Origin of the sequence: Pantoea sp. BRR-3P, from assembly GCF_039621635.1 — a bacterium.
In the GTDB taxonomy this organism is placed as follows: Bacteria; Pseudomonadota; Gammaproteobacteria; order Enterobacterales; family Enterobacteriaceae; genus Pantoea; species Pantoea floridensis.
In genome coordinates this window covers 73,186-97,715 of sequence record NZ_CP155068.1, presented here as the reverse complement: position 1 = coordinate 97,715, position 24,530 = coordinate 73,186, and the positions used below count along the sequence as shown (strand labels likewise).

Sequence of the window (24,530 nt, the reverse complement as noted above, 5' to 3'; positions counted from 1 at the left end):
TAACGAATTAGCAGAGAACACCATGTCATCAGTCACACTGACACATCTGAAAAACCTCAAGCAGCGCGGCGAGACAATCACCATGCTCACCTGCTACGACGCCACGTTTGCACACGAGCTGAGCACGGCTGGCGTTGAGATGCTTCTCATCGGCGATACGCTGGGAATGATTCTCCAGGGTCATGACAGCACCCTGCCGGTCAGGCTGGAAGATATGGTTTATCACACGGCCTGCGTTAAGCGGGGAAATAACGGCGGCTTCATCATAGCCGACCTTTCATTTATGACCTGATCCTCGCCTGAGCAGGCACTGCATAGCTCTGCGCAGTTAATGCAGGCCGGTGCGCAGATGGTCAAGATTGAAGGTGGAAAGTGGCTGTGCGACACAGTGCGTCAGCTGACGCGTAACGGTATACCGGTTTGCGCCCATATTGGACTCACCCCTCAGTCGGTTAACGTTTTTGGCGGTTTTAAAGTGCAGGGACGTGACAGCCATCAGGCGGCCGAACTGGTCGACACCGCGAAAAAGCTTGAAGAAGCTGGCGCGGCAATGGTGCTGGTTGAAGCCGTCCCCGCTTCGCTGGGCAGAACGCTTAGCGGGGCGGTGTCCGTCCCCGTCATCGGCATCGGCGCTGGCCCGGATACAGATGGACAGGTTTTAGTGCTGCACGACATGCTCGGCCTTAGCATCACCGGCAGGTCCCCGAAATTCGTCAAAAACTTTATGAAAGGTCAGGATGACATTCAGGGCGCATTAAAAAGTTACATTGCTGCCGTCAAAGACGGCAGCTTCCCGTCTGCGGAGCACTGCTACTCAGAATAAGTTACAGATGTAACCTCTTAAATTAGCGGCTCATACCTGTAATCTAGCTAAAGAGACTAATCACCGACGTCCGCTGATCGCTCAGAGCGGACAGATCTAAATTGTTTAATTGAAATGCTAACATTTGAAAAGCGCAGGATTGGCCTGTTCGTTCGCTACAAAACATGATTGATACGACGCTTCTGGCGTGTCGGTGGGCTAACCCAGCAACCGGGCCGAATTGTTAGTGGCTGCAATGGTGCTAATTCCTACCTCAGTTGTGGCGTTTTGTTAGCTAAAAGGAGTAAACATGGAAGTAAGGGTAGAACTGTGTCCGCCAGATGAATGGGAATCCATGGTGAAAATTTTTACCGAGATGGAAGAGCACTATTATGGTAAGGGCATCATTCAGGAACCACTATTGAAGAATTACCTCCGCAATCGATTGTTCAGTCAGCTCTCCGGTACTCTGGTGCTCAGGGCTCGCTGCGACGCTCATATCGTTGGGCTGGCGTGTTGCAGTATCCTCTACCCTTCTCCCCGTTACTGTGGCCAGCTGCACATCAAAGAGCTTTATGTCTCCCAGAGTGAGAGAGGTAAAGGCACAGGGGAATCCATAATGCGCTTTATAGCGAAATTCGCTCTTGAACGTGAGTGTCGCAGCCTCAGCTGGAATGCCGAGAAATCAAACGCCGGAGCAAACCGTTTTTATCAGTCTTTAGGTGGCAGAACAAATGACAGTATTGTGAATTATTATCTTCATGGTGAGCTCCTGCGTAAACTGGCTTCGGACAGTTCGGCAGAGCCTGGCGGCTTTACTGGTTAAGCTGTTGCGCTGATTTGGCTCGCCTGGAAGGCAGAGGGAATCTGCAGAATCTTTATGCCGTGTCCACTTTGTGCCAGAAGCGGACATCAGTTCCAATTAATATAGTCAGCGCAATGCCTTTGAGAAACAGACAGCTTCTGCCCTGCCTATATATGGGCCGTAATTCTCGATAGGGACATAACCATTTTTTTTGTAGAAATTTACTGCACGATAGTTGATGTGTCGGGTTTCCAGCCTAATTTCGATATATCCCATCTCTTTTGCAGATTTTTCAAGAAAAGTGAGTAAAGCACCACCAATCCTTGACGCACTTCGGTCTGAAAACATCCTTTTAATCTCGGCTATATTTTTGGTTAATGGCCGTATAGCACCACATCCCACAGCTTTGCCTTGAGAATTCTTTGCTAATGCCCATAAAGCATTGTCATCACTCATTGCTTCGACGGTGAAATTGCTTTTGCCGTTATCACCAGTAATAGCGGCAAGTTCTGCTGATAGAGCTTCGACTAAGCGACGGGACTCTGAAGAAAATGGATCTGATTTTTCTACTATTATCATGGTTATATCCTGCAGGATAAATGTGACCAACTTAATGCATCCTGTTAAGGAAAGCATCAGCCTAAAACGGGTGATGGGACAACACTTATTCAAACCATCCTTTGGATGTCATGTCCGCTCCTCGCTCACAGCGGACCTTGGTTGTTGTGAATGGCGGCTTTGTGCCAGAAGCGGACATTACTAACATCGCTGTGTATTAATAAACGGGGATCAGGTCACTCAACTCACAATACGCTGCTAGTTGACGCATTCTACGCTTGCCTTGATACTATATGACCGGAACGCCGATTGGCCCGAATGACACGGCCATCGCCGTGCACGCCCTCGCTGCTGGGACAATTCAGGTGACAAATAATATGACAGAGCTAACGTAAGTGCCGGGACTGACACTGGGAGACTCAGTGAACTAGCAGCCTGCGGCGCGCCTGTAGGATGAACTTACCGCCAAAATCTGGCATTGTAAAAGTCATGCGATATTATTGAAGAGGTGAAGATAAGCTTGATAAGGCGTGCTTTGATACCACCCATAGTCTCTCTAACCTAATCCATTGAATCCCTTCAACTCAACTCCAGAACACTTGGATATCAGAAATTCGATAAAAAAGTTCACTCTGCGTGATTTAACCGTGCCGGGCAGAGTATATAAATAAAGAGGATAATACTCTTCATGCCATTCAGGGAACAGGGGAACGAGTTCGCCGTTTTCAATAGAATGTATGACTTCTATTTCAAGAAGTTGTCCAATTCCGCACCCAGCTATACAAGCAGCCTTCAGCGTTACACCATCATTGATGAATAGGCCGCTTTTCGGGACTGAAGTTACTATCTTGTTTTTACTGATAAACTTCCAAAGATACGGTGCCATTTTTAAGGGGTCTCTCATTGAAATACAATTATTCATATTAAGATCACTTGGCTCTGATGGCTTTATTTTGCCTGCTAAAAAATTCGGGGAGGCCACTGTTAAAATACGTGTATGACCAAGCAGATGAACGTTAAGGCCGCGAGCCTCAGTTTCGCCAAACCGGACTACAGCATCGAACCCTTCGCTAACCAAATCACCCATTGCTTCTTTTACCACAATTTCAACTGTTAAATCCGGATACAAAACCTGCCAGGATGGCAAGAGTGGGGCTAGGATCAAGTAAGCCGAAGGTAAGTCAGCACAGATGCGTAGTCGTCCTGAAAGGCTGACTTTCAAACCTCCGGCATCGACAGCGGCCGCTTCAGCTTCGTCTAACAGCGGAATAACCCGCAAATGAAAAGCTCTGCCTTCCGGCGTCAGGCTCACTGCCTTTGGGCTTCGATCAAAAAGCCTCACACCAAGTCGCTGTTCAAGCCGAGAAACTGCGCGGCTTACACCTGAACTTGTCAATCCGATTGCTGCACCTGCCTTTGTAAAATTACCCGTTTCAACAATTGTTGCGAAAATTCCAATTCCTGAAAAGAGTCGTACATCAAAAGCCATATTGATTTCCTGTCAGCATAAGTATGTCTTTTTCGCATTTTAGTCATTACCAGAAAAAATGCTAACCTTACTTTCACTAAGGCCTTGGAAAGATACGGGCTTAAAAAGCTGAAAACATATCATTTACAGGAACACGCTCATGAATACTTCTGGAAATACGATTTTAATTACCGGAGGAAATGCCGGGATTGGCCGCGCCCTTGCAGAAAAGTTCAGCGCTAAAGGAAACCAATTAATTATTACTGGTCGCAGCCAAGATAAGCTCGATGAAACACTGGCGGCTAATCCAGGCATGGAGGGGTATGTGCTGGACATGAGAGATGCTGATGCTATAAATGTTTTTTCAGATCAGATAGTTAAAAAACATCCTGATTTGAATATTCTCATTAATAATGCTGGCGTGGGCAGGACCGAGAAATTGACTGAAGGCAGCATCAATATAAGCACGGCTGAAACAGCAATGATAACTAATGTACTTGGTCCGATTAGGCTTACGCTTGCCGTCCTTCCTCATCTTTTGAGTAAAACAAGCGCGACAGTGATTAACATAGGCTCTGGTTTAGCTCATGTGCCACTTGCAGCAATGCCAGCATATTCTGCCAGTAAAGCAGCAATCCATTCATGGACTCAATCCCTGCGCTTTCAACTAAAAGATTCATCTATTAATGTCATTGAAATCATACCTCCAGCCGTTCATACAGGGTTTCTTGGGCTTGACGAAGCAGCACCGCATGAGATGCCACTTGGAAATTTTATTGCAGAAGTCATGGAGATATTTGCAGATATCCCTGATTCATTTGAGATTTGTGTCAAAAACGTTTTACCCCTTCGTAATGCGGAGGCTACAGGGAATTATGAGCAACTCTTTCGCGCTATGAATAGTATTCTGTAATAGATGCTATGACCATAGTTCCCTCATTCATTCATTCATTCATTCATTCATTCATTCATTCATTCATTCATTATATGATTTGTATTTTTAAATAAATTTGTTAGAGGGAAAATAAAGAATGACCTTTAATTATTTATAACAAGTATGTTCGGGATTATTTAGTGTTGTTGCGGTGCAGTAGGACCTAAAGAAAAGAAGTTAGCTGCTAGCTCTTAGCAGATGGGGTCCATTTTAATCTCCAGATACGTACATCAATGGCACCTGGTAAAAGAATTTATATCGATTGTGATATTTTCTATAAAGCCTGGGAGTAGGAACTGGCTAACCAGGCAATGGCCTGTTGCCGTGTCAGGCTTTTTTCGCTGCCTTCTGCTGACATTTGCTCACAAAATATTTTCTAACCGCCTGTGCAGACAGTATCTGTTGAGGCCGTTAATAAAGGTATCAGGGTGACTGCCAGAAAGAGCAGAACAACCCTGCAAAAAGGGCCTGCGACAGATTCGTAAAATGCCCATTCCCTTCCATTATTTTCTGCAGGTAATTTATGAACAACATCAGAACTTCAGTCAGGCTTGGTTCGGCGTTTGCACTTATGATGCTGATGACGCTTGCACTGGCTTTTTTCAGCATCAGACAGTTCAACGTGATGGATGACACGACGGATATCATCACAGATAAGCTTATTCCTCAGACTGAGCTGACTGATTCACTGCTCTTTTACGCTGCAGACATGAGCAGGCTGGCACGCAATATCATCCTTACCGACGATAAATCGGAGGAGGCACGGTTCAGGCAGGATTATGATGCCGAAAGGGGGCTGTCTGACAGGCTGACTGCAGAGCTCCCTCAGCTCATCACCTCAGAGAAAGGCAAACGTCTGGTTGATGAGCTTAAACGGCAAGGGATGCTTTTCTTCCCGTTTATGGATGAGGTCGTCTCCCTGGGAGTGCAGGACCGTAATGAAGAAGCCAAAAAGCTTCTGTTCGGCCCCCGTTACCAGACTCAGCTGGACTACATGAGCAGCCTCAAACGTCTTCAGGAAAGGCAGAAAGTAAGGGTGAGCGAAGTGACCGCACAGGCGCAGTACGAGCATGACTTTGCTGTCAGCGCAATGCTGACAGTATGTGTGCTCGTCATTCTGCTGGGCACTCTGCTGGCCTGGCTTATCACCCGCAGCATTACCCGTCCGCTAAACGTGACGCTTGCGGCGGCGCAGCGCATCGCACGCGGCGACCTGAGTCAGGCGGTGCCTGTCAGCGGACGGGATGAAACCGGCCGGCTGCTCACCGCAGTGGCTGAGATGCAGGATTCGCTGGCGCAGACCGTAAGCGCGGTACGCAGAAACGCAGAATGCGTAGCCACGGCCAGCCTGCAGATTGCGCAGGGAAACTCTGAACTGTCGCAGCGCACCGAAGAGCAGGCCAGCGCGCTGGAGCAGACGTCCGCCACCATGAGCGAACTCAGCGTGACGGTCAGAAACAATGCCGACAACGCCCGTCAGGCAGCACAACTGGCCGTTAATGTCCGGGAGGTCGCCCGCCAGGGTAATCAGGTCACTGCGAATATCTCCGGAACCATGAGGTCTATCGGCGAAAGCTCCAGCCGTATTTCCGACATTACGTCGGTGATTGACAGCATCGCCTTCCAGACCAACATACTTGCTCTCAATGCGGCGGTCGAAGCGGCCCGGGCAGGCGAGCAGGGACGGGGATTTGCCGTCGTCGCCGGCGAAGTGCGGACGCTTGCGAGCCGCAGCGCCACGGCGGCCGGTGAGATACGTCAGCTGATTGAGGCAAACTCGGCAAGCGTCAGTGCAGGCAGCGCCCTGGCGGAACGGTCCGTGACGACGATGGCGGATATCGTGTCGTCGGTGGGCCAGCTGAGCGATACCGTTGAGGAAATTACCGCTGCAAGTGCCGAACAGGCTCGGGGTATTGAGCAGGTGGGTATCGCGGTAACGGAGATGGACGGCGTGACGCAGCAGAACGCCTCGCTGGTTGAGGAGTCTGCGTCGGCGTCGCAGAGCCTGCGCGAGCAGGCCTCCCTGCTACTGGAGTCGGTGTCGGTGTTCACGCTTGCTGCGGCCGCTCATCCTGTAGCGATTATCCGGACCGCAGGCGTGACGCTTTCTGCGGGTTACAAAGCGCCAGTGCCTGACAAATCCGAAGGTAACTGGACTGCCTTCTGATCATTACCTGCGTCCCGGTGCGACGGGGCGCATTACTCCCGTACCGTAATGAGGTGCACCAAAATAACATTTGGATATGGTGGTGGAATAAGTTCACATAAAGCAGGAATATAGAAAATAATGGTGCCCCTCTTCTCCGCTGTTTATTCCCGCCACCTTTAAAATATGGAATGACATTACCACATAATCTGATCTCCGCGCCGCTGGCAAGTATGTAGGGGCCTGGCTGCGCAATGCCAGCCAGCCTTAACCGCCTTGTTTATTGAAACCATAAATGTCTGCTTTGTACCAAAATGAACATGTCCAGAATTATTACTCTGGCCATTCCAGGTCTGACTCATGACTTTCCAGAAGAGCACGGCCTTTTCATACGTAGTTCCTAAAATTTGTCGAAATAAATGAGGGTGTTTCACCATACTTACTACTTTAGTGGTGCTCATAAAATGATCAGCCAGTATTCCGGTGTTCCGGGTGGTAGCGAGAAAGCTCTGGCAGACATGAGGGCCTCTGGTGTCAGCCGCGAAATCCTTGAAGATGCTGCTTATAAAATGGCCCTGCACGACATTACTGAGTTTTCTCACCCTGGCAGCATGCTTCCGGCGCTGTACGCTGAATTTGGGAAAAAAGTTATGCCAGTCCGCTTTTAGCGGTAAGTATGGGCTATGTAACCGGTAATTCAGCCGTCCTGACTATCATTCCGGTAGCGTAATGGTCTTTTTTCGCCTCAGTCGAAGACAGGAAGTTCTGTAACGCTTTGCCTTCCTGTCCGTGTTTTTATTTGGCAATCACCGCCCCGGCAAAACGGGTAACATACTTCACATCTTCAGGGAGTTAATCAATAAAGGTCACTCCCGGCTCATGAAGCAGTTCACTGAATCGCTGGAAGCCGACCGCATAGTTCTCTTTAGTGACCACGGATAAGAGGGGAGCATGTTTATCTCCAGTTTAAAACTGACACTTTTACAACAGCTGTGACATAATACTCGATGAGGAAACCGAACTAAACAAGCGCTTAAAAAGCATGAGTCGATACGTTTTATGCATGAATTTTTTCAACAATTTCACCCACAAGGTGAAACAGGCGGTTAACATTCTTGCCATGTGAAACTTTCTTCAGTTGGGTTTAAAACCGTCATGGGTGTTTTGTGACAGGGATTGCATACGATAAATACTCGAGAGATGAGCACCCGGTAGGATGGAAATTAGTCAACCCATCCAATATGCGCTTAAAAAATTTTTAATTTTAATCATATTTAATTTGGTCAGAATAAATAAAAGCTCACTTAAAGCTATACGCATTGTTAAACCATCAATAATAACGTAAAAGGCCTGCCGTTCGGGAGTGCAACTCATTACACCTACAAAACGCTTTCGCGAACCGGATAACTGTACAATCTAAGTAACGGATAAGTTTCGCCATTCACTGAGTACTTTACTTGCAGAGCCTCGTTTCCCAACGCAGCATGCGTCCAAAATGTTCCGGCTTGGTCAGGAAAATCCCGGTTGCCAGTCAGACATTTTGCGAGTCACTACTTTGCCTACTTAAAACTAAAAGTCATTAAATTCAATGTCAGCCTCAATCCTGTGCATATCATCAGCGATGCAGTAATATACCAGTCTGAGCGTAGAAATTGATCCTAACCAAAAATGCTTCTCCATTTATAAAAAGAATTACGGAATGATGAATCATCCCTATAACGTAGGTAGTGCCGATGAAAAAGTTACGATTCACCGAAGAGCAATTATCTTAGCTCAGAATCAGGAAAGAATGTGGACTTCCGTACAGGACATATGCAACAGGCTGGGTATATCCGATACTATTTTTTGCACGTAGCGTAAGAAATGAGGCGGGATTTCCTCATCATAGCTCAATAGATGCGCCAGTTGAAGGAAGGAAATCTGCGCCTGGAGAGGAAGAATTCGACGACACAATCCTTCAACAGCTGGTTGCGGCAGCAATATCTGAAAGAAAAATCGCCATGAGTCTGGAAGGTGCACGATGCAAAATCGAAACCTGTCGCATACACTATAATCAGAGTCGTCCCATTTTGCACTGGGCAGGATGACCCCCTATAATTGACCGAAAAATATGCCAGTCGTAATAAATGCAGCCAGACTTAAGAACGGCTATTCATTATCATTAATAGATCATATAGAGGGTGTGGGGAAAATTTAAGTGTTTATTAACTAAGTATTATATCTAATTCAGGAAAAAACCACTGAAGCTCGCATTATGTTATTTCATAAAATGAATTTGGCGTACAAAATCTTTGTTATTTCACCTGCAGGTAAAGGGCGCGAGTAATAATATCCCTGTGCAATATCGCAGCCAGCCTCTGAAAGAATTTTTGCCGTATCCAAGTCCTCTACGCCTTCAGCAATCACTGTATATTCGAGGGATTTTAACATGTTAATAGTGTTGGTAACTATGATTTGGCTGCGCCTGTCTGTCACAATATCGCTAATCAGCTCTCGATCAAGCTTAATAATATCGAATGGCATTCTCCGCAAATAATTAACATTGTTATAACCTGAACCAAAATCATCCAGCGCTATTCTGACCCCTCTTTCCCTGAGCATAGTCAAAGCTGTAACAGCGTATTCATTTTCGATGATCTTTTCTGTTTCAAGACATTCTATTTCAAAAAGTTGCGGCGTCAGTCCTGAAAGAATTATCCCCTCATAAAATTTTTTGGCAAATCCATCCCGAGTAATATCACTTTCACTAAGATTAATTGAAACAGGGACCGCACAACCTGCGGCCTGCCATTTAACAAGTTGAACCGTTACATCATTAATAACCCAGTCGGCAAGCTCACTGTGTAGGTGAGTGCGAGTTATAGCAGGTAAAAATGTGCCAGGAGAAACATCACCCCGTACTGGATGACACCAACGTATTAATGCTTCCAGTCCAGTCAATGTTCCAGTCTTTAGACAGAATTTAGGCTGGTAAACCATATAAAGCCCTGGAGCACCGTGTAGCGCCGCAGCCAATTCATTCATTAGCTGGAATTCCGTATTACGTCTCGCATCGGTCTTTTCGTTGAATATTTGCAAGCTGGAACCAGAGGAAATTGCTTCATGCAGTGCACTTACACCACGACGTATCCCTTCGTACGCAGGGATTACTGAAGGGTTGAAACACGTTTCACCGGCGCAGGGAATAAGATCTGCATAGATATTATGCTCAATCTTCAATCTTATATCCTGTAGCCGGCTTAGAACGGAGGCTGCGTCCAGGTTTTTATCCTCTTCATTAGACAACACTGCATAACAACCCGGAGAAATTGTATATAACCGTTCTCCAAATGACAGACTAAGTCTAAGGCGAAATAGAGTACAGACTTCACGCAATAGAGCCTGAGCCTGGATCATTCCGACCGTGCGGGCAATTTCGAATATTTTGTGAATATTAATACACTCAATAATTACCAACCTCAATTCTGAGTCATTAGTTTTTACGCCTAAAATTTGAAGATCTGCGACAAGTGCTTGACTATTAGGGATTCCAGACGAGTTATCAATGAAGTCTCTGGCATTCCATGCCTGAAAAAACTCCATAACTAAGTATGAAATTTGTTCAATAACTTTAATTTCTCTTTGAGAAAACCTGCGAGGATGGATATCGCAAACACCAAGAGTGCCGAAAATAACACCATCAGAGGTCCGCAATGGTGTGCATGCAAAAAAACGAATTTCCGGTTCTCCAGGGGTTTTAAGATAATCTGAAAAACGAGCATCATGCGAGATATCGGTAATATAAAATGTGTCAGACTGTTCTGTAATGAATCGGGGCAAATACTCCTGAAGAGAATATGTATGAAAGGAAATATTGTGTACCGCAATTCTGTGCTGCAGATTTTCATTAAGCACAGAAATGAAGCTACCCGATACGTTCAGGCAATCAGTCGCAAGATGAATAAGGTTTTTAAGTAAAATATATCGGGCAGGATCCTGTGTTCTCAACTCAGCGATAAATTTTTCGCACAATACTATTTTACCACTATAAATATTCAAAACATGGCCTCCACTCGGTCTTTATAATGTAATAATTTTTTTGAAAAAAATTTAATTAAAAAAACTTATAATGTTTTTACTTTTATTAAAGATGCCATTAATTGCTGATGCTTTCAACTATTTAATCGCATGCTTACCCTAAGTTTAGCGTTCAAATTATTTGAGTTAAATTTAAAATTGCATGATTCGATGGTAGTGGCTCTAATCAAATTCAAAGTGATTAACATCACGGAAAATTTTAATTAGTAGACTATAATGTATTTTTTAAATACATTCAATTGCCAGTAAGTGAAAAATTGTTTCCGCGCAGCAAACACTACGGGCGTGGCTATTGGCAATATGATGCCATGCAGAGTATGTTGTTCTAACAGAATTATCTATTTTGCTCTGTCAAAAATTTTGCACGAAATGATGACTATTTTTTATCGATTATTATGAATGTCATGCCGACAGTATACTATTCGTCGATATTGCCCTATGCCTTGTTATAATTAATTATTATATTTATCAGCTAAGTACCTATAGCTGGTATGGTTAGGTTATATCCCTCAGAGGAATTTATGGAATAAGTCGGTTTTTGATAAAAACTCATATCTTCAGTCACTTCCGCAGGCAATTCTTACACTTTTTGGCATGCCCGCTCGCGTCATTTTTTAATACATGAATCATAGCCGTAGCACCCTCAACCTGTGCATCAGAATCCTGCAGGGAAAGAAGCGCTGTTGCAACGTTTGTAATGAGGTAATCTTTTGTATCACCGCAAGACCTTAAGTTCCAGCAACTCCGTTTATCAGACGCATCTCGCACAAGGGGATGACTGAAACAGCAGCTTTCCGTTTGTCCTTTATGCGATGTCCGCATGACTTAAATCTTCCTGAGGGTGGCATATGCCGTCTTCATGTTTATAAATCCCAGCATGGCTACGATTATCCGTTTAGTTTGTCGTTGTCACTTCCTATCACGTTATTACGATACTTAATCTGCCGGTATTTAACATCAGGAGGACATTGACCTTCACGTTTGGGCCGAGCAAATGCCCGGACATAGGTGGGGGCTTAATCGGTGATGAAGATGGGGATCTGCCATCCATGCATGTTTTTCAGAGCCTTTCCCAGAAACCGGTATGCCGCTTTGCTGTTACGACGAGGGAATAGATAAAAATCGACGGTGCGGCCTTTGCTGACAACATCATGGCACAGACAAGCCCAACGATATGAGTCACATCGAGAGCCAGGAGAAGAACCCTGAAGGTTTATACCGGTATCAGTGCGGCTGTTTTTTTCATTCAGGCGCATAACGCTGAACATAGCGGTAAATCGTGACTTTTTCATCGGCTCTACCTCCATTCAGGGGAGTGTTTATCATGCCGGAATTCTGTTTCTGAATGGAGCAGGATTTTCGGGTCAGGGTCACGCTGTGTGCCAGCAGGCATTATGACTTACCTGCATCGGCCTAAGGATGTTTCAGGAAGGATTATGCAGACTGCATAATCCTTTATAAACTTAGCTTTGATTTGGTTTCAATAATCAATAGCAGCCATAGCAAGGTCATTGATTCGTTTGAGTCGCTCCAGATGACGCAACCCTTCCCTGAAACCGGAAGAAAGGAAAATGACTGTCACATCTTTCTCATAATCAATCATAAAGCCGGTTGAACCGCCACCAACGGCCGTAAAGGCACCTGGTGAGGCGGTGTAACCAGCCGAGTTTGGAACGTGCCTCTTTCCGCGAATGTAGCCGCCGAGCAACGTGAAAGAGGCCGGGAGAGGAGGAATACCTCGTTCAGTAACTTCCGACGTCCAGGCTTCATTTATCATTCCCGGTGTATGATCCTGGTGAGCATAATCGAAAAGGGCTGGAGAAATTATGCGCTGTCCAAAAGCATTTCCCCGGTTTCTGTAAAGCTCACAGAAGCGGAAAACATCGTCTATTGTTGCATAGGCGTTTCCGGAGGGTAGCTCTGCATTTTCATCAAAATGTTGGTTAAACATAGCCAACATAGCAGGAGTACCCGGATGTGTATTTTTTTGTGTGAATGACACAGGTACCCGGTGTTGATTATCAAGGGAGCAACCGAACGATGAAGAATGCATCCCCAGTGGTTCAAATAAATCTTCGCGAACTATCTGACGAAAAGTTCGCCCCTTAAGATCTGTATTGACGAGAATCTGTCCCAGCGCATCATAACCGACACCGCCTGTATAAATGCAACGTGTTCCGGGCATATAGGATGCCGGAATATGAGATAACGCTGTGGCTTTTGCCGATAAATTTCCGGCTTTATCAAGGCCCAGAGGGGGAGGAACAAGGGCGAACGGTAGGCCAGAGGTATGGTTCAGCAGGTGGAATACAGTAGCCGTTTGCTTTCCGTTCGCGCCGAAGCCCGGAAGAAGATCATCAACGCGGGTATCAAGGGTAAATTTCCCTTCATCAATGGCTTTAAGCACCATTGAGGCAGTGAAGGCTTTAGACAGGCTCATCATCAGATATAAATCATCACCCGACGCTTTCCGACCTGGCGCTGCGTCACCATAGTTGCGTTGGTGTAGTACTTTGCCATTTCGGGCAACAAGAACAGAAGCACCATAGTTTTCACCTGCTTCAATGTCTGCCTGTATAGCTCTATCAAGATAAATAAATTTATCCTGCATTTCTGATGCCTTATTCGTAGAGTTTAAATTTTCCATCAGCTTTATCCTAACTCGGTAATGGTTGATTGAAGGTGTTTCACTTGTTTTGAACTGGTATGCTCCTGTTCTGGCTTTACCTGGGAAGCAGCCCATAAATCAATATCTTGAGATGTTGTTTAGCAAGAGCATCCATCATCAGCCCTTTGCCAGCATTCACGGTGAACGTTGCCCGATGAAGCAATGCCATCTGTATAGGACCCATAACTGAGAAAGCTATCAGATTGGGATCTCCATTAACTACTTCGCCTCTGCTTTGAGCTTTTGAAATAAGTTCTGCAATTTTATTCATAATCGGCTGCACAACTTCATCATTCCATATCCCTGCGACATCAGGAAAGTTATGTGCTTCTGAAATAACCATTCTTACTAGGTTAAAAATATTGTCCTTATCATTCACTTCAAGAAATCGGGTAATCAAATTTTCGAGCGCTAATGCCAGTGACTCGTCAAATACAGCGGCTTCTAACCGGATTTCAGCAGCTCTAGAGGCCATTGCTCTACGCGCAACCGCCCTGAAAAGTGACTCTTTGTTTTCAAAGTAAACGTACACGGTTGCCTTCGACACACCGGCTCGTCTGGCAACATCCTCCAGACGGGTGGCCGCATAACCTTTTTCTCCAAACACGCTGGATGCAGCTTCAATTAGCTCTGTAGGGCGAGCATCTTTCCTGCGCATCCGTTGTGGCTTTTTAGTTCCCTTGGCTTTGTTCAAGGTGTCCATAATTGTGCTTTCATAAAATTCACTCATAAACAGAAGTTAGTTTTTATTGACTCATTAGTCAATAATTTTAATTGCTTCAATATTCAAGTTTAACTATCGGATTTATGAGTCATCTGCCCGGCCAAAACAGATAGGTTTGACATAAATTGTTTAAGATAACAGTGCGCTAACGCCAGAGACTCGGAGGGAGGTTCTTAAGTGAGATGAATTTACCAAGGACAGCAGATGTCCGCTTCTCGCTCATAGCGGACATTGGACTGGTACCGTCCTCTTTGTGCCAAAAGCGGACGTTGTTGTAGTTGCTCGGGAGATATGAACCATGCATGGTGTATAGCAGCTGCATTGAATAGCTACGATTGGTGGAAGTGATGACTGCTCAGCAAGCGCCTCAACTTGAAACAGCACGACTGATTTTAAGGCAATTTGCGCCCGGCGATTTTCCAGAGCTTATGGCGAGCTGGGCTACTCCTGAGATGGCTAAAATTAATGGCGGTGATAATCCGACGGCAGAAATCGTTTGGTCTCGCTTACTACGCTATATCGGGCACTGGCATGCATTAAATTATGGCTACTGGGCAGTTATTGAAAAAACTACAAGTCGTTATATTGGTGCATTTGGTTTTCAAGATGCTCATCGTGATATCATTCCTGCGTTAAAATACCCTGAAGCTGGATGGACGTTAATTCCCGAAGCCAGGGGGAAGGGTTATGCGTCTGAAGCACTGACAGCAATTTTACTTTGGGCCGATGAGACATTTTCCTCTTCAGTGTGCTGTATCATTGACGAAGAAAATAAACGCTCAAATTATCTCGCTGAGCGTTTTGGTTTCGAGTTTCAAGGGTATGCTAACTACCATGGTAAGCAGGTACGGATTCTTATACGCTAGGCTATTTATGGATATTAATATCAGAATCCTTAAAAACAGACAGTAATTGACTTACACAAAAAGACGGAAAGTGGGCTGAGGCTAGCCATCCGCGCTCACCTCTCTCAGGTAATCATGGGTTGACAGCAAGCAGAGCATATATCCGAATAGCTCTGTCCCCTCTTCGGCCAGGTTTTTTGCCACCCTCGGGTAGTCCTCTCCGGCAATATGTCTCCACAGTTCGTTCATGCCAAAAAAACGGGAGAAGATCAGTACCGTCAGTATCCCGGCGCACATCATTCCCCATGACGGGCGGGACATGAAATCTGCCAGCGCGGCCAGCGTCTGCTGACCGTGCCGAACAGCTTGGTATACCGCATAAACCGAGACGGTAAGGGAAAACCAAAGCCAGCTGCCGTGTGACAAAATATCGAAGGCAAAATCCATTTCCCGGATGAGAAGTACGATAAAAAAACCGGCCATAAGGATCAATGCGGGACGGCGTGCTTTATCTTTTCCCGCACGGCATATGAACAGTGAGGCAACGACCAGTAATATCAGCTCCTGCATAATTTCAGTGACCGAACTTTCCTTCATCTCATCAGCCAAGACAAAGACGTCTGTGAAAAGTGCACCAATAACAAGAATGCAGCCGGCTGTTGCAATGACCAGCCCCTGGATTTTGGGATAAAAAATGTTCATTATCATAATATGCTCCGGCAGAAAAAGGGGAGCTATCATGCTTGTGTTATAACCAGAAAATTAATCATTTGATGCTTAGAGTGCTGTTTTCTTTATGCGGGGTCAAGGGTGTAAGTGCTATTAAGGAATTGTGTCATGCTGATGCCCGCTGCAGTCTCACTGTCGGAACGTAGCGACCGGGTGAGCAAGGAGGCGTCAGTCAGCCTCACCGACAGATAACACTTACTGTCGGTTTTAAATGCTCGGTACCTCGATTACGCCGAGCCCGCCTGGCAGCGATGTGATGTTCAACGTAATAAAAATACTTAGTCGTCATATGTGAAGTGTCTGCTTCTCGCTCAAAGTAGGCTGTCAGATTTGATTATGTGCTGCTAGTGAAAATCGTCAGATCAAGTCTGAGCTAATACATGTAACGGATTTAGTTAGCCGATCCCCTTACAAACGCCGCTACTACCCGAAATTGACGGGCCGTGTTACGGCCCGACTCGTTAATGGTTATGCCCCGCCGTCGCGGGGCTTTTCTCCGCTGGTGCTTCCTGTCCTTCAGGGGTAATTGAACTTACATCTCTCTTCTCGCTAACTACCCTTTCCCCAGGCACAGTTAAATCAATTGTTTTATAAAGTCCTTTTCGCAGACCTGTAACAGCGTCTCCATTAATGAACCCATATAAAGAAAATAGAAGGCCTATCGAAAATGCAGTGGCAAAAAGTTTAGGCACGCCAGAAAAAAGAAACTTAATCAGCGCCCAGCCCCATGCTTTAGATGTTTCAAAAAAACCTACCGGCTTTTTGATTTGCTTGCTGTACTGTTCAGCTCCGGACATAAGTTTTTTTAAGGCAGCTTTTTCAGCATCCTTTGCTTTCTTTTCGAGAGCCGCGATGTCTTTCTTTTTTTTCAGCTTCAAATTTAGCAAATTCTGCATCTGCACGCGCCTGTAGCCCGCTGTTTGCCGCAGCAACATAGCCGCCAACGATTTGTGACGCTTTTTCCCGGAATACATCCAGCTGCTTTGGCGAAGTGAGGCAATGATCGTGGTATTTGACTAACTCATCCTCAATTTCAGCTTCGCTTTTATTCTCCTTTCGAAGACTCTGCGCCTTTTCGTCTTTGAATCCTTTATAGATGGCATACGAAATTAGTTGCTCTATATTATTTGGATCTTTTACCAGCTCGGTAAATACCCATTTTTTGTTTTCTTGGGCCATGTTTCACCAAAAAAAAAGCCCCAGCAGGGGCATTTTCAAAATAGGAAACATTATGACTTGATCGTTTTACGGACCGAGTTAAACGAATCTTGCAGATACTCGCGGCTTTTGCTTTGAGATAAAGCACTGGAAGCAAGGACCTTACGGGCTTTGTCAACGAGGGAGTCTCCCCCTCTCACTACATAGCCTGATGAGTCCTTAGAATTGCGTACATGAGTCTGTTTGCTCATGACTTTCCCAGACATTGACGCCTTAACAAAAGTGCTGCCAGTAGAGGCATTGGTTACTATTTTTTGCGCAGCGACATTCGCCACGGCAGTTGCTGAAATTTTGCGGATTTCTTCCGGGCTAAGAGCTGGCATGCGACGACTGCTCATTTTTTTCGCTCCTCTTATTGCTTTCGGTAAGTTTATCACGCGCTAAAAATATTTGCCTATTTTTAGTGCAGGGTACAACGAGGAGCGTAATTCAGATCCGATTAACCACTTTTTCGGACATTAGCCCTTATACACGGTGACTTGCGCAGCCTTGATAGCCATATCGCCGACAGCCGAAATGAACGCACCACCCTGAGATATAGCATACAACTCGCCCGCCTCGTTAAACCCGATCGTCGTGCCGCTGCCCAAGTGCGTGACCGACCAGCCCCCGCCCGCGTTGCAGATCTCAATCAGCCCGTTGAGCGAGCAAACGTAATCTTTGGTGGCGCTGGTGGACGGCATAGCTGGTGGCGGCACTGTACGGTATCGGGGTCTGGAAAGCGAAAGACGCAGCAGGCTACCTGACATACCACAACGGGATTTATCACACCGGGCATATCGAGGGTGACCTGACGACAGAGGATATCAGGGCTGCGGCTCACGCCGCGGGCGAAGATGCGCTGAACGCCGTGGGCCATGCCCCTGTTCTGGAGAAAAACGATGCGCTCGCGCAGGCGCTGGGGCTCACGGGTACGCCAGGGCTGATTGTGATGCCGGTAGAGAGTACCTGACCTGAAACCATCACTGTCTTTGCCGGGCTGGCGTCACCGGAGCAGATTCTGGCTGCCCTCGATAAAGCACAGCACTGACGCGTCCGATCCAGCCAGGCTTGTCCAACCCTAGAATGCAAATAGCCATAACTTTTAGAATCCTTCCGTTTTTTGCGCCTTTGACCAGTTCCCTGTTGTTCTCCATATGGCAGCTTTAGTTCGAACTTCCGCTCTTCGCTCATAGCGGACATTGATCTATGCATCAGTCCGCTTTGTGCCAGAAGCGGACGTTGATGGATTTGCTACGCATCTACTCTGGAAGAAAAAGTTGATAGTAAGATATTCTGATTATTACTTTTAACAGGAGGATGCATGGAAAGTCTGTTTGTTTACGGAACGTTGGGGCCAGGCCGTCCTAACGCTCATATTCTCGAAAAGATAGGTGGTGCATGGCGCGAAGGGCATGTCGCAGGCTCTCTTATCAATGAGGGATGGGGAGCCGAAATGGGCTATCCCGGTATTATTTTGGATAACTCAGGCAATCGCGTGCAAGGATTTCTTTTTACGTCAGAGAATTTGCAGCGTCACTGGGATGTACTTGACGAATTTGAAGGTAGTCAATACGAGCGCGTGCCCGTCACAGTTACTACGGATGATGGGGATACCGTCAATTCCTGCATATACATGTTAAAAAAATAATGGCCTTAAGCCCGCTAATTAGCGGGCTTACTACTCCAAAATACATATGATTAAGGTCCGCTTTTCGCTCAAAGCGGACCTTGTTAAAGACGCACTTATGCTTTTTGCCAGAAGCGGACAGCGCTCCCGCAACATTATGAGTTAATCACTGGGGATGTGGTCGTTTTCTATGAGGTCTATGCGTTTTCTACGTCAGCTAGACGCAAACGTAATGACTGGCAAGAGAGTTACTGACGTAGCGGTGAATCATCAACGCTGGCGGGTCATTCGCAGGAGGAGCGTTAACTGTTCCAAACCAGACAGGATTTGCCGGGCAGACGGAGCCACAAATGTAGGCAGGTATGCCCGCAAACGTACCAGCTATTGGTCTGTGGACATGACCTGTAGAAATGGCGAGTAATCTGGCCGGGGCGCGTCTAATCAAATCTTCCATCTCAGATAGACCTCTGCACATCGTTTCGTCTAGCGTTGGTATGCCAGATGCAAATACGTGATGGTGCAGAAACAGCAATGACGGAGGGCTGTCTGCGTCGCTAAGTTGATTATCCAGCCATTTCAGATGCTCAGTCACACTGCCGTAATCCTTATAATCAATCGTCGAATCCAGACCAATAATACGAATGCCACCGATGTTATGGGTAAAGTGCAGGGCCTTTCCCTGGGCATCGTGTGCCCATCTGTTTTCATCCCAAACAGAACGCATCAGACTTCGGTCGTCTGAGTTACCTGGCAGGATTAACGAAGGGTAATTTTGCTGATTCAGGCGGTCAGCTATGTGTTTATAACCTTCCTGCCAATTCCCATCCGTTAGATCGCCAGTAAGTACCAGTAAGTCCGGTTGCAGATGTGTAAGCCAATTTAGTACCTGGTCGAACTGAAGCAGATGATCATTTTCGGTTGAGGCGTGAATGTCTGAAACCTGCGCTATCAGCATAAAGACCTCATACGATTACTGTGTGAGAACAAGACCGTTATTGATGACCATGAATCCGGTTTCAAATTTCATGTTTTTCACCACTATGACAACAATGGATAGATTAATTAAGATCAGTAATTCAATGATTACGGTGAATCACGTGGGCAGCAAAGACGGTTGGAGATTCACAATAAATCGTTATATTCAATTCCGACTGCTCAGAGCCAATGTTAGCAGGGATGCGTAAGGTCCGCTCCTCGCTCACAGCGGACCTTACAGCTTCGTGCCATTAGGAAACATTCATTTAGAAAACTCACAGGTACTGTTGAGGGGCAAATAAAGCCCCCCTTCATTATTTGCCTGTTCAGAAAACTCAGTTTCCTCTTGATGCACCGCCATCCATATATATTTAGCGTCTGACCTGTAATAAACGCCATATCCTCAGACATAAGAACCGCGATAGTTGCCGCACTTTCCTCCGGATTATCGGCGCGAAAAAGTTCTGTTTCTGTGGGTTCCGGTGCAACTGCATAATAGAATTTCGCGCGGCTAGGGGCTGGCCACAGGCGATATGATTAGTGATAGGCGGCAACGGGCGGCCCGAAGGCTGCCCCTACGAGAACGCTACGACAACTTCGATAATGAGGCCTTTAAGCGCTGGCACGCCTCTCTCAGCAGACCATCCTCCACCGCATAAGCAATACGCAGATAACCCGGTGTGCCAAACGCCGAACCGTGCAGCAGCGCCACCTGGGCATCCTGCAACAGCCAGCTGGCGACGGCTTTATCATTGGCCAACACTTCACCTTGAGGTGTGCTGCGGCCAATCAGCGCGGTGCAGTTGGCAAAGATATAAAATGCCCCTTGCGGTGCGCTAGCGCTCAAGCCATTGCTGGCGGCGATAGTCTCCAGTACCTGCTGGCGACGGCGATCGAGCACCGCAATCCACTCCGCCAAAAATGTTGCGGGCTGCTGCAACGCCACCACCGCTGCCGCCTGCGAAATGCTGCTCGGATTTGAGGTGCTCTGCGATTGTAAGATCTGCATGGCATTGATCAGCCATGCCGGACCCGCCGCGTAACCCAGCCGCCAGCCGGTCATGGCGTGACTTTTGGAGACGCCGTTGATAGTCAAGGTATGGTCGGCAAGCTGCGGTGCCACCTGCGCGAAGGTGCTGAACGGTGTGTTGTCATAACGCAGCGGTTCGTAGATATCATCCGCCATAATCAGCACCTGAGGATGTCCGGACAGCACATTGGCCAGCGCCTGTAACTCCTGCGCGCTGTAGACGGCCCCGGTGGGATTGCCGGGCGAGTTGAGGATCACCCAACGAGTGGCGGGCGTCAGTGCTGCAGCTAAGTCTTGAGGTTGCAACTTCCAACCCTGCTGCTCATGGCACGGCACAATCACCGGCTCCCCCTCAGCCAACGTCACCATATCGGGATAGGAAACCCAGTATGGCGCGGGGATGATCACTTCCTGTCCGGCATCCAGCGTGGCGAGCAGCGCGTTGAAAATCAACTGCTTGGCTCCGCTGCCCGCGATGATTTCCTGCGGGTTAAAACTGAGCTGATTATCACGCGCAAACTTATTGGCAATCGCCTGTTTCAGTTCGCTAGTACCTGAGACTGCGGTGTATTTGGTTTGCTGCTGCACGATGGCGGCAATCCCGGCGTAGCTGATATTGGCGGGCGTGGCGAAATCCAGTTCCCCTTCTCCCAGGTTAATCACTGCATTGCCTGCCGCTTCCAGGGCGCGCACCTGGTCGGAAATGGTGGCGGTGGGCGACGGGCGGACACGCTGCATACGTCGGGCCAGTTGCTGACTATTCATAAATCCTCTTTTGTATATATTGTTTCAACTAATACAATTAACCACCCAACAACAGCAGGAAATTTACTGTGTCACTTCTCTTCATTCTTGATGATGCCCACAACCCGGCGCAGTTCGGTGTCGCCGCCAGCCTGTTGGCAAATCAGCTGTCGCTGCCGTTATGGAGCCTACGCCCTAACTTCAGCAACGAGTATCCCGACAGCCATCAGCACGTGGCGGCGGCGGGCTACTGCGTCACCAGCGGCCTGTTCCTCAGCGATACGCTGCAACATGAAGTCACTGATGTCAGTCAGCTGCCTTTGCAAGATGCGGTGATCGTGCTGGCAGCCGCCGATGCATCACGTATCGCCAACCTCAAAGGAGATCGCCGCTTTAGTCGCGATCTGCCTTTGTTGCGGCAGACCGCAGCCACGGGTGAGCGCACGCTGCGCATCGGTCTGATGGGGCGCGAGCGCGATCATCGCGACAGCTACCCGGCGAACCTGATGTCACTGCAAGCGGCGGCGCGGCAGCTAGGTGTCGCGCTGGATATCTGCTTGCTGCCTCCTGCTGAACTCTGCGCTGATCTGCATGAGCTGGACGGTCTGCATGGCGTGGTGCTGCCAGGCGGTTCGTCGATGGCTGCGGTGCTCGGGCAAATCGCGGTGGCCAAAGCCACGCTGCAGCGTGACATCCCAACACTCGGATTGTGTCTTGGCATGCAGAGCATGTGTACGGCAGTGGTGCAACAAGCCACTGGCTATGAAAACGCCATGCTCGCCGAGGTGGCACCTGACGCGCCGCTGCACAGCTTTGTGCGCTTTGACGATCTGCGCCACCGCTGTGGCCTGTTTGCCTATCCGGCTGCCGCACCTTATGACCGCATGCCTTATAACCATCGCTACTGCTTTAATCCGCGCCTACTGCCGCAACTGCAAGCGGGCGGCATCGACGTAACGGTGCAAACCGATGCTATCGTCGAAGCGATTCGCAGCGCCTCGCATCCCTTCTGGCTGGGGGTGCAGGGTCATCCCGAACTGATGTCACGTCCTGATGCCCCACACCCGTTGTTCACCGCCTTCCTGCAAGCGGTGATTAGCGTGACAGCATAACGCCGGTGCGGCTGTCGCTGGCCAGCTTGTGCATCACGCTGGTCAGCGCCGCCAGTGCCGATTCTGAGATCGGTTTCAACGGGGCGCGCACCGTGCCGCCGTTAAAGCCTCGCAGCGCCATCGCCGCCTTCACCAGCTGGGGTTGACCGTGCTGACGCGCCAGGGTGCGGTAATCAAACCACAGCTGATGCAGGTCACGCGCTGTAGCCGCATCACCCTTTTCCAGCGCCCGGAAGCTGGCCAATACCAGCTCTGGCAGCGCTCCGCTGTTGGTGGTGCTGATGCCGTCGAATCCGGCCATCATCGGCCCGAGGAAAGCGAGGTCCGAAGCGCAGAACAGACGCAGCTTGCCGCGCAGGCGGTTAGCAATCTGGTCAATCGCCGTGGGGTTCAAATCACCCTGTTTGATACCAACCACGCCAGGAATATCGGCCAGACGCTCCAGCAACGCAGGCGACAGTGTGATACCGATGCCCGGCGCGTTGTAAACCAGAATCCCGGTACGCGACAGCGGTGCCATCTCCTGGAAATAGCTGAAAATTTGCTCGTCAGTAATTTCACTGACAAACGGTGCGGTGACCATCGGCAGACCGCCCAACTCTCCTGCCAGTTCAGTCAGTTCACGCGCTTCACGCGGGTCCGACGCCGCGCTGCACAGCATCACCGCCACGCGGTCCTGTACGCATTCCATCACGTTGGCAAAGAGTTCACGGCGTTCCGCCAGTGACATCACCGGGAATTCTCCGTAGGTGCCACCAATCAACAGGCCGTCATAACCCAGGCCGATGACGCGCTCGATGTTTTCACGCAGCGCAGGGAAATCGATCCCGCCCGCGAGGGTAAAGGGCGTGACGGTGATGTTGAAAATGCCACGCAGGCGTTCACGACATTCGATAATATCTTTCATAACAGTTCCTTACAGCAGAGTTAATGGACGCGCCAGCGAGCCGAGCTGACGGTAGCCGGATTCAGTCACCACCACGGTTTCGCTCACGCCCACGGTGAATTCACCGTAGATGCGCAGCGCCGGGGGAATATGGAAGGTCATCCCTGGCTGGAGTTCAGTGGTGACGCCGCTGTACAGGCTGAGAATGCCGCCTTCGCCCCAGTCCGGCGCAAACGAGACGCCGATCGAGTAGCCGGTACGCTTTTTGAAGTTGTCGGTAAAGCCCGCGCGGTCGATCACTTTCTGACAGGCGATGTGCGGATCGGCACAGGTCGCGCCCGGACGAATCGCATCCAGTGCCGCCTGCAGGGCTTCCTGACACACTTTCTCCATCTCCAGCGCGATAGCCGGTGGGCGGCCAATCCACGCTGAGCGCATCAGCGCCGCGTGGTAGCGATCGTGCGCTGCGGCCATTTCGAGGAACACCGGATCGTTATCTTTGATCACCCGACGACGCCAGGTGCCGTGCGGCACGCCGCTGCGCGGGCCACTGGAGACCAGCGGCTCCATACCGACATACTCAGAACCGGCGGCAATCGCCGCGCCCATCATCGCCGAAACCAGAGCGTTCTCATCCGCCCCCGCGCGTACCGCTGCCATTCCGGACTGCATACCCGCATCAACATAGCGTGCCGCCGTGGCAATTTTTTCCACCTCCGCCGCCGACTTGATGGCGCGCAGCGGTTCGATCACCCACGCGGTATCCGCGATGGTGCCCAGCTTGCTTTGCAGCGCCTCGTACACTGCAATCGGCAGGAACCAGCCGCGTTTATCCAGCCCGATTCGTTTATTGAGCCAGCCGCGCTGTTGCAATACGGCGAACAGGAAGTCCACCGGGTTATCGCCATCCTGATAAATGGCCGCGTCGGAGATAAAGGTGTTGGCGATAAAGTTGAAATATTCGAGCTGGCGGATCACAAATACCGGCTCCCCTTCTACCGACAGCAGCAGCGCCTGGAAGGTGTAATAGCCGGGGGTTTGCTGGCCGGTTAACCAGAAAATATTTTCTGGCCCGGTAACTATCATCACGTCCACACCGGCAGCGCTTAAGCGTTCGCGCGTGCGCTGGATGCGGCTGGCATACTCGTCTGCGGCAAAAGCAGATTCGCTGCCCTGAATCACATTGTTGAGCTGTTGCAT

At 48.5% G+C, this 24,530-nt stretch carries 21 protein-coding genes and 4 pseudogenes; 10 read left to right on the top strand and 15 right to left on the bottom strand.

What is annotated here, in order from left to right:
* Positions 1 to 22: 22 nt before the first annotated feature.
* Positions 23 to 823 (top strand): annotated as a pseudogene (gene panB / locus AAGR08_RS23335) (3-methyl-2-oxobutanoate hydroxymethyltransferase).
* 289 nt (positions 824 to 1,112) lie between these two features.
* Complete coding sequence (locus tag AAGR08_RS23330; protein WP_345830867.1) at positions 1,113 to 1,628, top strand: GNAT family N-acetyltransferase; 516 nt, start codon at positions 1,113 to 1,115, stop codon at positions 1,626 to 1,628.
* A 105-nt stretch (positions 1,629 to 1,733) separates the two neighbouring features.
* On the opposite strand, the gene AAGR08_RS23325 is transcribed toward AAGR08_RS23330, so the two are convergent.
* Positions 1,734 to 2,186 (bottom strand): GNAT family N-acetyltransferase, encoded by a 453-nt coding sequence (locus AAGR08_RS23325; RefSeq protein ID WP_345830865.1) that lies wholly within the window; start codon positions 2,184 to 2,186, stop codon positions 1,734 to 1,736.
* A 272-nt stretch (positions 2,187 to 2,458) separates the two neighbouring features.
* Here AAGR08_RS23325 and AAGR08_RS23320 point away from each other — a divergent pair.
* A pseudogene (locus tag AAGR08_RS23320) lies at positions 2,459 to 2,560 on the top strand (VapC toxin family PIN domain ribonuclease); the annotation flags it as partial.
* Positions 2,561 to 2,721: 161 nt separating this feature from the next.
* Here the strand turns inward: AAGR08_RS23320 and AAGR08_RS23315 are convergent.
* Entirely contained in the window at positions 2,722 to 3,654 is a 933-nt protein-coding gene (locus AAGR08_RS23315) for a LysR family transcriptional regulator (RefSeq protein ID WP_313537631.1), read from the bottom strand.
* A gap of 139 nt (positions 3,655 to 3,793) precedes the next feature.
* Here AAGR08_RS23315 and AAGR08_RS23310 point away from each other — a divergent pair, with 139 nt between their 5' ends.
* The 3 genes from AAGR08_RS23310 to AAGR08_RS23300 all read left to right on the top strand — a co-directional run bounded on the left by AAGR08_RS23310 (position 3,794) and on the right by AAGR08_RS23300 (position 7,381).
* Positions 3,794 to 4,546 carry an SDR family NAD(P)-dependent oxidoreductase gene (locus AAGR08_RS23310; RefSeq protein ID WP_345830863.1) on the top strand — a complete coding sequence of 251 codons (753 nt, stop codon included), beginning with the start codon at positions 3,794 to 3,796 and terminating at the stop codon, positions 4,544 to 4,546.
* A gap of 544 nt (positions 4,547 to 5,090) precedes the next feature.
* Entirely contained in the window at positions 5,091 to 6,734 is a 1,644-nt protein-coding gene (locus AAGR08_RS23305; RefSeq protein ID WP_345830861.1) for a methyl-accepting chemotaxis protein, read from the top strand.
* Positions 6,735 to 7,177: 443 nt separating this feature from the next.
* Positions 7,178 to 7,381 (top strand): hypothetical protein, encoded by a 204-nt coding sequence (locus AAGR08_RS23300; protein ID WP_345830859.1) that lies wholly within the window; start codon positions 7,178 to 7,180, stop codon positions 7,379 to 7,381.
* Between the two features lie 1,594 nt (positions 7,382 to 8,975).
* On the opposite strand, the gene AAGR08_RS23295 is transcribed toward AAGR08_RS23300, so the two are convergent.
* From AAGR08_RS23295 to AAGR08_RS23280, 4 genes and pseudogenes are all read right to left on the bottom strand, one after another.
* Complete coding sequence (locus tag AAGR08_RS23295; RefSeq protein WP_345830857.1) at positions 8,976 to 10,751, bottom strand: EAL domain-containing protein; 1,776 nt, start codon at positions 10,749 to 10,751, stop codon at positions 8,976 to 8,978.
* A gap of 767 nt (positions 10,752 to 11,518) precedes the next feature.
* Positions 11,519 to 12,071: pseudogene (locus tag AAGR08_RS23290) on the bottom strand (DDE-type integrase/transposase/recombinase); the annotation flags it as partial.
* 199 nt (positions 12,072 to 12,270) lie between these two features.
* On the bottom strand, positions 12,271 to 13,437 hold the full coding sequence (locus tag AAGR08_RS23285) for a serine hydrolase domain-containing protein (RefSeq protein WP_313537617.1): 1,167 nt from the start codon (positions 13,435 to 13,437) through the stop codon (positions 12,271 to 12,273).
* A 76-nt stretch (positions 13,438 to 13,513) separates the two neighbouring features.
* Positions 13,514 to 14,161, bottom strand: coding sequence for a TetR/AcrR family transcriptional regulator (locus tag AAGR08_RS23280; protein ID WP_345830853.1), 648 nt, complete (start codon positions 14,159 to 14,161; stop codon positions 13,514 to 13,516).
* A 368-nt stretch (positions 14,162 to 14,529) separates the two neighbouring features.
* Between AAGR08_RS23280 and AAGR08_RS23275 the strand changes: the two genes are divergently transcribed.
* Positions 14,530 to 15,048 carry a GNAT family N-acetyltransferase gene (locus tag AAGR08_RS23275; RefSeq protein ID WP_345830849.1) on the top strand — a complete coding sequence of 173 codons (519 nt, stop codon included), beginning with the start codon at positions 14,530 to 14,532 and terminating at the stop codon, positions 15,046 to 15,048.
* Positions 15,049 to 15,129: 81 nt separating this feature from the next.
* Here AAGR08_RS23275 and AAGR08_RS23270 read toward each other — a convergent pair whose 3' ends face one another.
* The 5 genes and pseudogenes from AAGR08_RS23270 to AAGR08_RS23250 form a co-directional block, all read right to left on the bottom strand.
* Positions 15,130 to 15,735 carry a hypothetical protein gene (locus AAGR08_RS23270; protein WP_345830847.1) on the bottom strand — a complete coding sequence of 202 codons (606 nt, stop codon included), beginning with the start codon at positions 15,733 to 15,735 and terminating at the stop codon, positions 15,130 to 15,132.
* Positions 15,736 to 16,217: 482 nt separating this feature from the next.
* Positions 16,218 to 16,652, bottom strand: a complete 435-nt coding sequence (locus tag AAGR08_RS23265) for a hypothetical protein (RefSeq protein ID WP_345831044.1) — start codon at positions 16,650 to 16,652, stop codon at positions 16,218 to 16,220.
* Positions 16,576 to 16,935, bottom strand: coding sequence for a hypothetical protein (locus AAGR08_RS23260; RefSeq protein ID WP_345831043.1), 360 nt, complete (start codon positions 16,933 to 16,935; stop codon positions 16,576 to 16,578). Before AAGR08_RS23260 ends, AAGR08_RS23265 begins: the two co-directional genes overlap by 77 nt.
* A gap of 50 nt (positions 16,936 to 16,985) precedes the next feature.
* Positions 16,986 to 17,312, bottom strand: coding sequence for a hypothetical protein (locus AAGR08_RS23255; protein ID WP_103183781.1), 327 nt, complete (start codon positions 17,310 to 17,312; stop codon positions 16,986 to 16,988).
* A gap of 120 nt (positions 17,313 to 17,432) precedes the next feature.
* Positions 17,433 to 17,663: pseudogene (locus AAGR08_RS23250) on the bottom strand (baseplate protein); the annotation flags it as partial.
* Between AAGR08_RS23250 and AAGR08_RS23245 the strand changes: the two are divergent.
* Both AAGR08_RS23245 and AAGR08_RS23240 read left to right on the top strand, forming a co-directional pair.
* Complete coding sequence (locus AAGR08_RS23245; protein WP_345831039.1) at positions 17,663 to 17,926, top strand: hypothetical protein; 264 nt, start codon at positions 17,663 to 17,665, stop codon at positions 17,924 to 17,926. The pseudogene AAGR08_RS23250 and the gene AAGR08_RS23245 overlap by 1 nt on opposite strands.
* A 351-nt stretch (positions 17,927 to 18,277) precedes the next feature.
* Positions 18,278 to 18,604, top strand: a complete 327-nt coding sequence (locus AAGR08_RS23240; RefSeq protein WP_336777720.1) for a gamma-glutamylcyclotransferase family protein — start codon at positions 18,278 to 18,280, stop codon at positions 18,602 to 18,604.
* A 196-nt stretch (positions 18,605 to 18,800) separates the two neighbouring features.
* Here the strand turns inward: AAGR08_RS23240 and AAGR08_RS23235 are convergent, their stop codons facing one another.
* The gene (locus tag AAGR08_RS23235; RefSeq protein WP_345831036.1) at positions 18,801 to 19,538 is read right to left on the bottom strand and encodes a metallophosphoesterase; all 738 of its coding nucleotides are present in this window, start codon (positions 19,536 to 19,538) and stop codon (positions 18,801 to 18,803) included.
* 606 nt (positions 19,539 to 20,144) lie between these two features.
* Positions 20,145 to 21,353 (bottom strand): pyridoxal phosphate-dependent aminotransferase, encoded by a 1,209-nt coding sequence (locus AAGR08_RS23230; protein ID WP_345831035.1) that lies wholly within the window; start codon positions 21,351 to 21,353, stop codon positions 20,145 to 20,147.
* 68 nt (positions 21,354 to 21,421) lie between these two features.
* Here AAGR08_RS23230 and AAGR08_RS23225 point away from each other — a divergent pair, with 68 nt between their 5' ends.
* On the top strand, positions 21,422 to 22,444 hold the full coding sequence (locus tag AAGR08_RS23225; RefSeq protein WP_345831034.1) for a CTP synthase: 1,023 nt from the start codon (positions 21,422 to 21,424) through the stop codon (positions 22,442 to 22,444).
* Here the strand turns inward: AAGR08_RS23225 and AAGR08_RS23220 are convergent.
* Both AAGR08_RS23220 and AAGR08_RS23215 read right to left on the bottom strand, forming a co-directional pair.
* Positions 22,428 to 23,351, bottom strand: coding sequence for a dihydrodipicolinate synthase family protein (locus tag AAGR08_RS23220; RefSeq protein ID WP_345831033.1), 924 nt, complete (start codon positions 23,349 to 23,351; stop codon positions 22,428 to 22,430). The genes AAGR08_RS23225 and AAGR08_RS23220 overlap by 17 nt on opposite strands.
* 9 nt (positions 23,352 to 23,360) lie before the next feature.
* Entirely contained in the window at positions 23,361 to 24,530 is a 1,170-nt protein-coding gene (locus AAGR08_RS23215) for a Xaa-Pro peptidase family protein (protein ID WP_345831032.1), read from the bottom strand.

Coding starts and splice junctions, on each gene's coding strand:
- AAGR08_RS23330 (WP_345830867.1), top strand. CDS start 1,113: ATGGAAGTAAGGGTAGAACTGTGTCCGCCAGATGAATGGGAATCCATG.
- AAGR08_RS23325 (WP_345830865.1), bottom strand. CDS start 2,186: ATGATAATAGTAGAAAAATCAGATCCATTTTCTTCAGAGTCCCGTCGC.
- AAGR08_RS23315 (WP_313537631.1), bottom strand. CDS start 3,654: ATGGCTTTTGATGTACGACTCTTTTCAGGAATTGGAATTTTCGCAACA.
- AAGR08_RS23310 (WP_345830863.1), top strand. CDS start 3,794: ATGAATACTTCTGGAAATACGATTTTAATTACCGGAGGAAATGCCGGG.
- AAGR08_RS23305 (WP_345830861.1), top strand. CDS start 5,091: ATGAACAACATCAGAACTTCAGTCAGGCTTGGTTCGGCGTTTGCACTT.
- AAGR08_RS23300 (WP_345830859.1), top strand. CDS start 7,178: ATGATCAGCCAGTATTCCGGTGTTCCGGGTGGTAGCGAGAAAGCTCTG.
- AAGR08_RS23285 (WP_313537617.1), bottom strand. CDS start 13,437: ATGGAAAATTTAAACTCTACGAATAAGGCATCAGAAATGCAGGATAAA.
- AAGR08_RS23280 (WP_345830853.1), bottom strand. CDS start 14,161: ATGGACACCTTGAACAAAGCCAAGGGAACTAAAAAGCCACAACGGATG.
- AAGR08_RS23275 (WP_345830849.1), top strand. CDS start 14,530: ATGACTGCTCAGCAAGCGCCTCAACTTGAAACAGCACGACTGATTTTA.
- AAGR08_RS23270 (WP_345830847.1), bottom strand. CDS start 15,735: ATGATAATGAACATTTTTTATCCCAAAATCCAGGGGCTGGTCATTGCA.
- AAGR08_RS23265 (WP_345831044.1), bottom strand. CDS start 16,652: ATGCAGAATTTGCTAAATTTGAAGCTGAAAAAAAAGAAAGACATCGCG.
- AAGR08_RS23260 (WP_345831043.1), bottom strand. CDS start 16,935: ATGGCCCAAGAAAACAAAAAATGGGTATTTACCGAGCTGGTAAAAGAT.
- AAGR08_RS23255 (WP_103183781.1), bottom strand. CDS start 17,312: ATGAGCAGTCGTCGCATGCCAGCTCTTAGCCCGGAAGAAATCCGCAAA.
- AAGR08_RS23240 (WP_336777720.1), top strand. CDS start 18,278: ATGGAAAGTCTGTTTGTTTACGGAACGTTGGGGCCAGGCCGTCCTAAC.
- AAGR08_RS23235 (WP_345831036.1), bottom strand. CDS start 19,538: ATGCTGATAGCGCAGGTTTCAGACATTCACGCCTCAACCGAAAATGAT.
- AAGR08_RS23230 (WP_345831035.1), bottom strand. CDS start 21,353: ATGAATAGTCAGCAACTGGCCCGACGTATGCAGCGTGTCCGCCCGTCG.
- AAGR08_RS23220 (WP_345831033.1), bottom strand. CDS start 23,351: ATGAAAGATATTATCGAATGTCGTGAACGCCTGCGTGGCATTTTCAAC.
- AAGR08_RS23215 (WP_345831032.1), bottom strand. CDS start 24,530: ATGCAACAGCTCAACAATGTGATTCAGGGCAGCGAATCTGCTTTTGCC.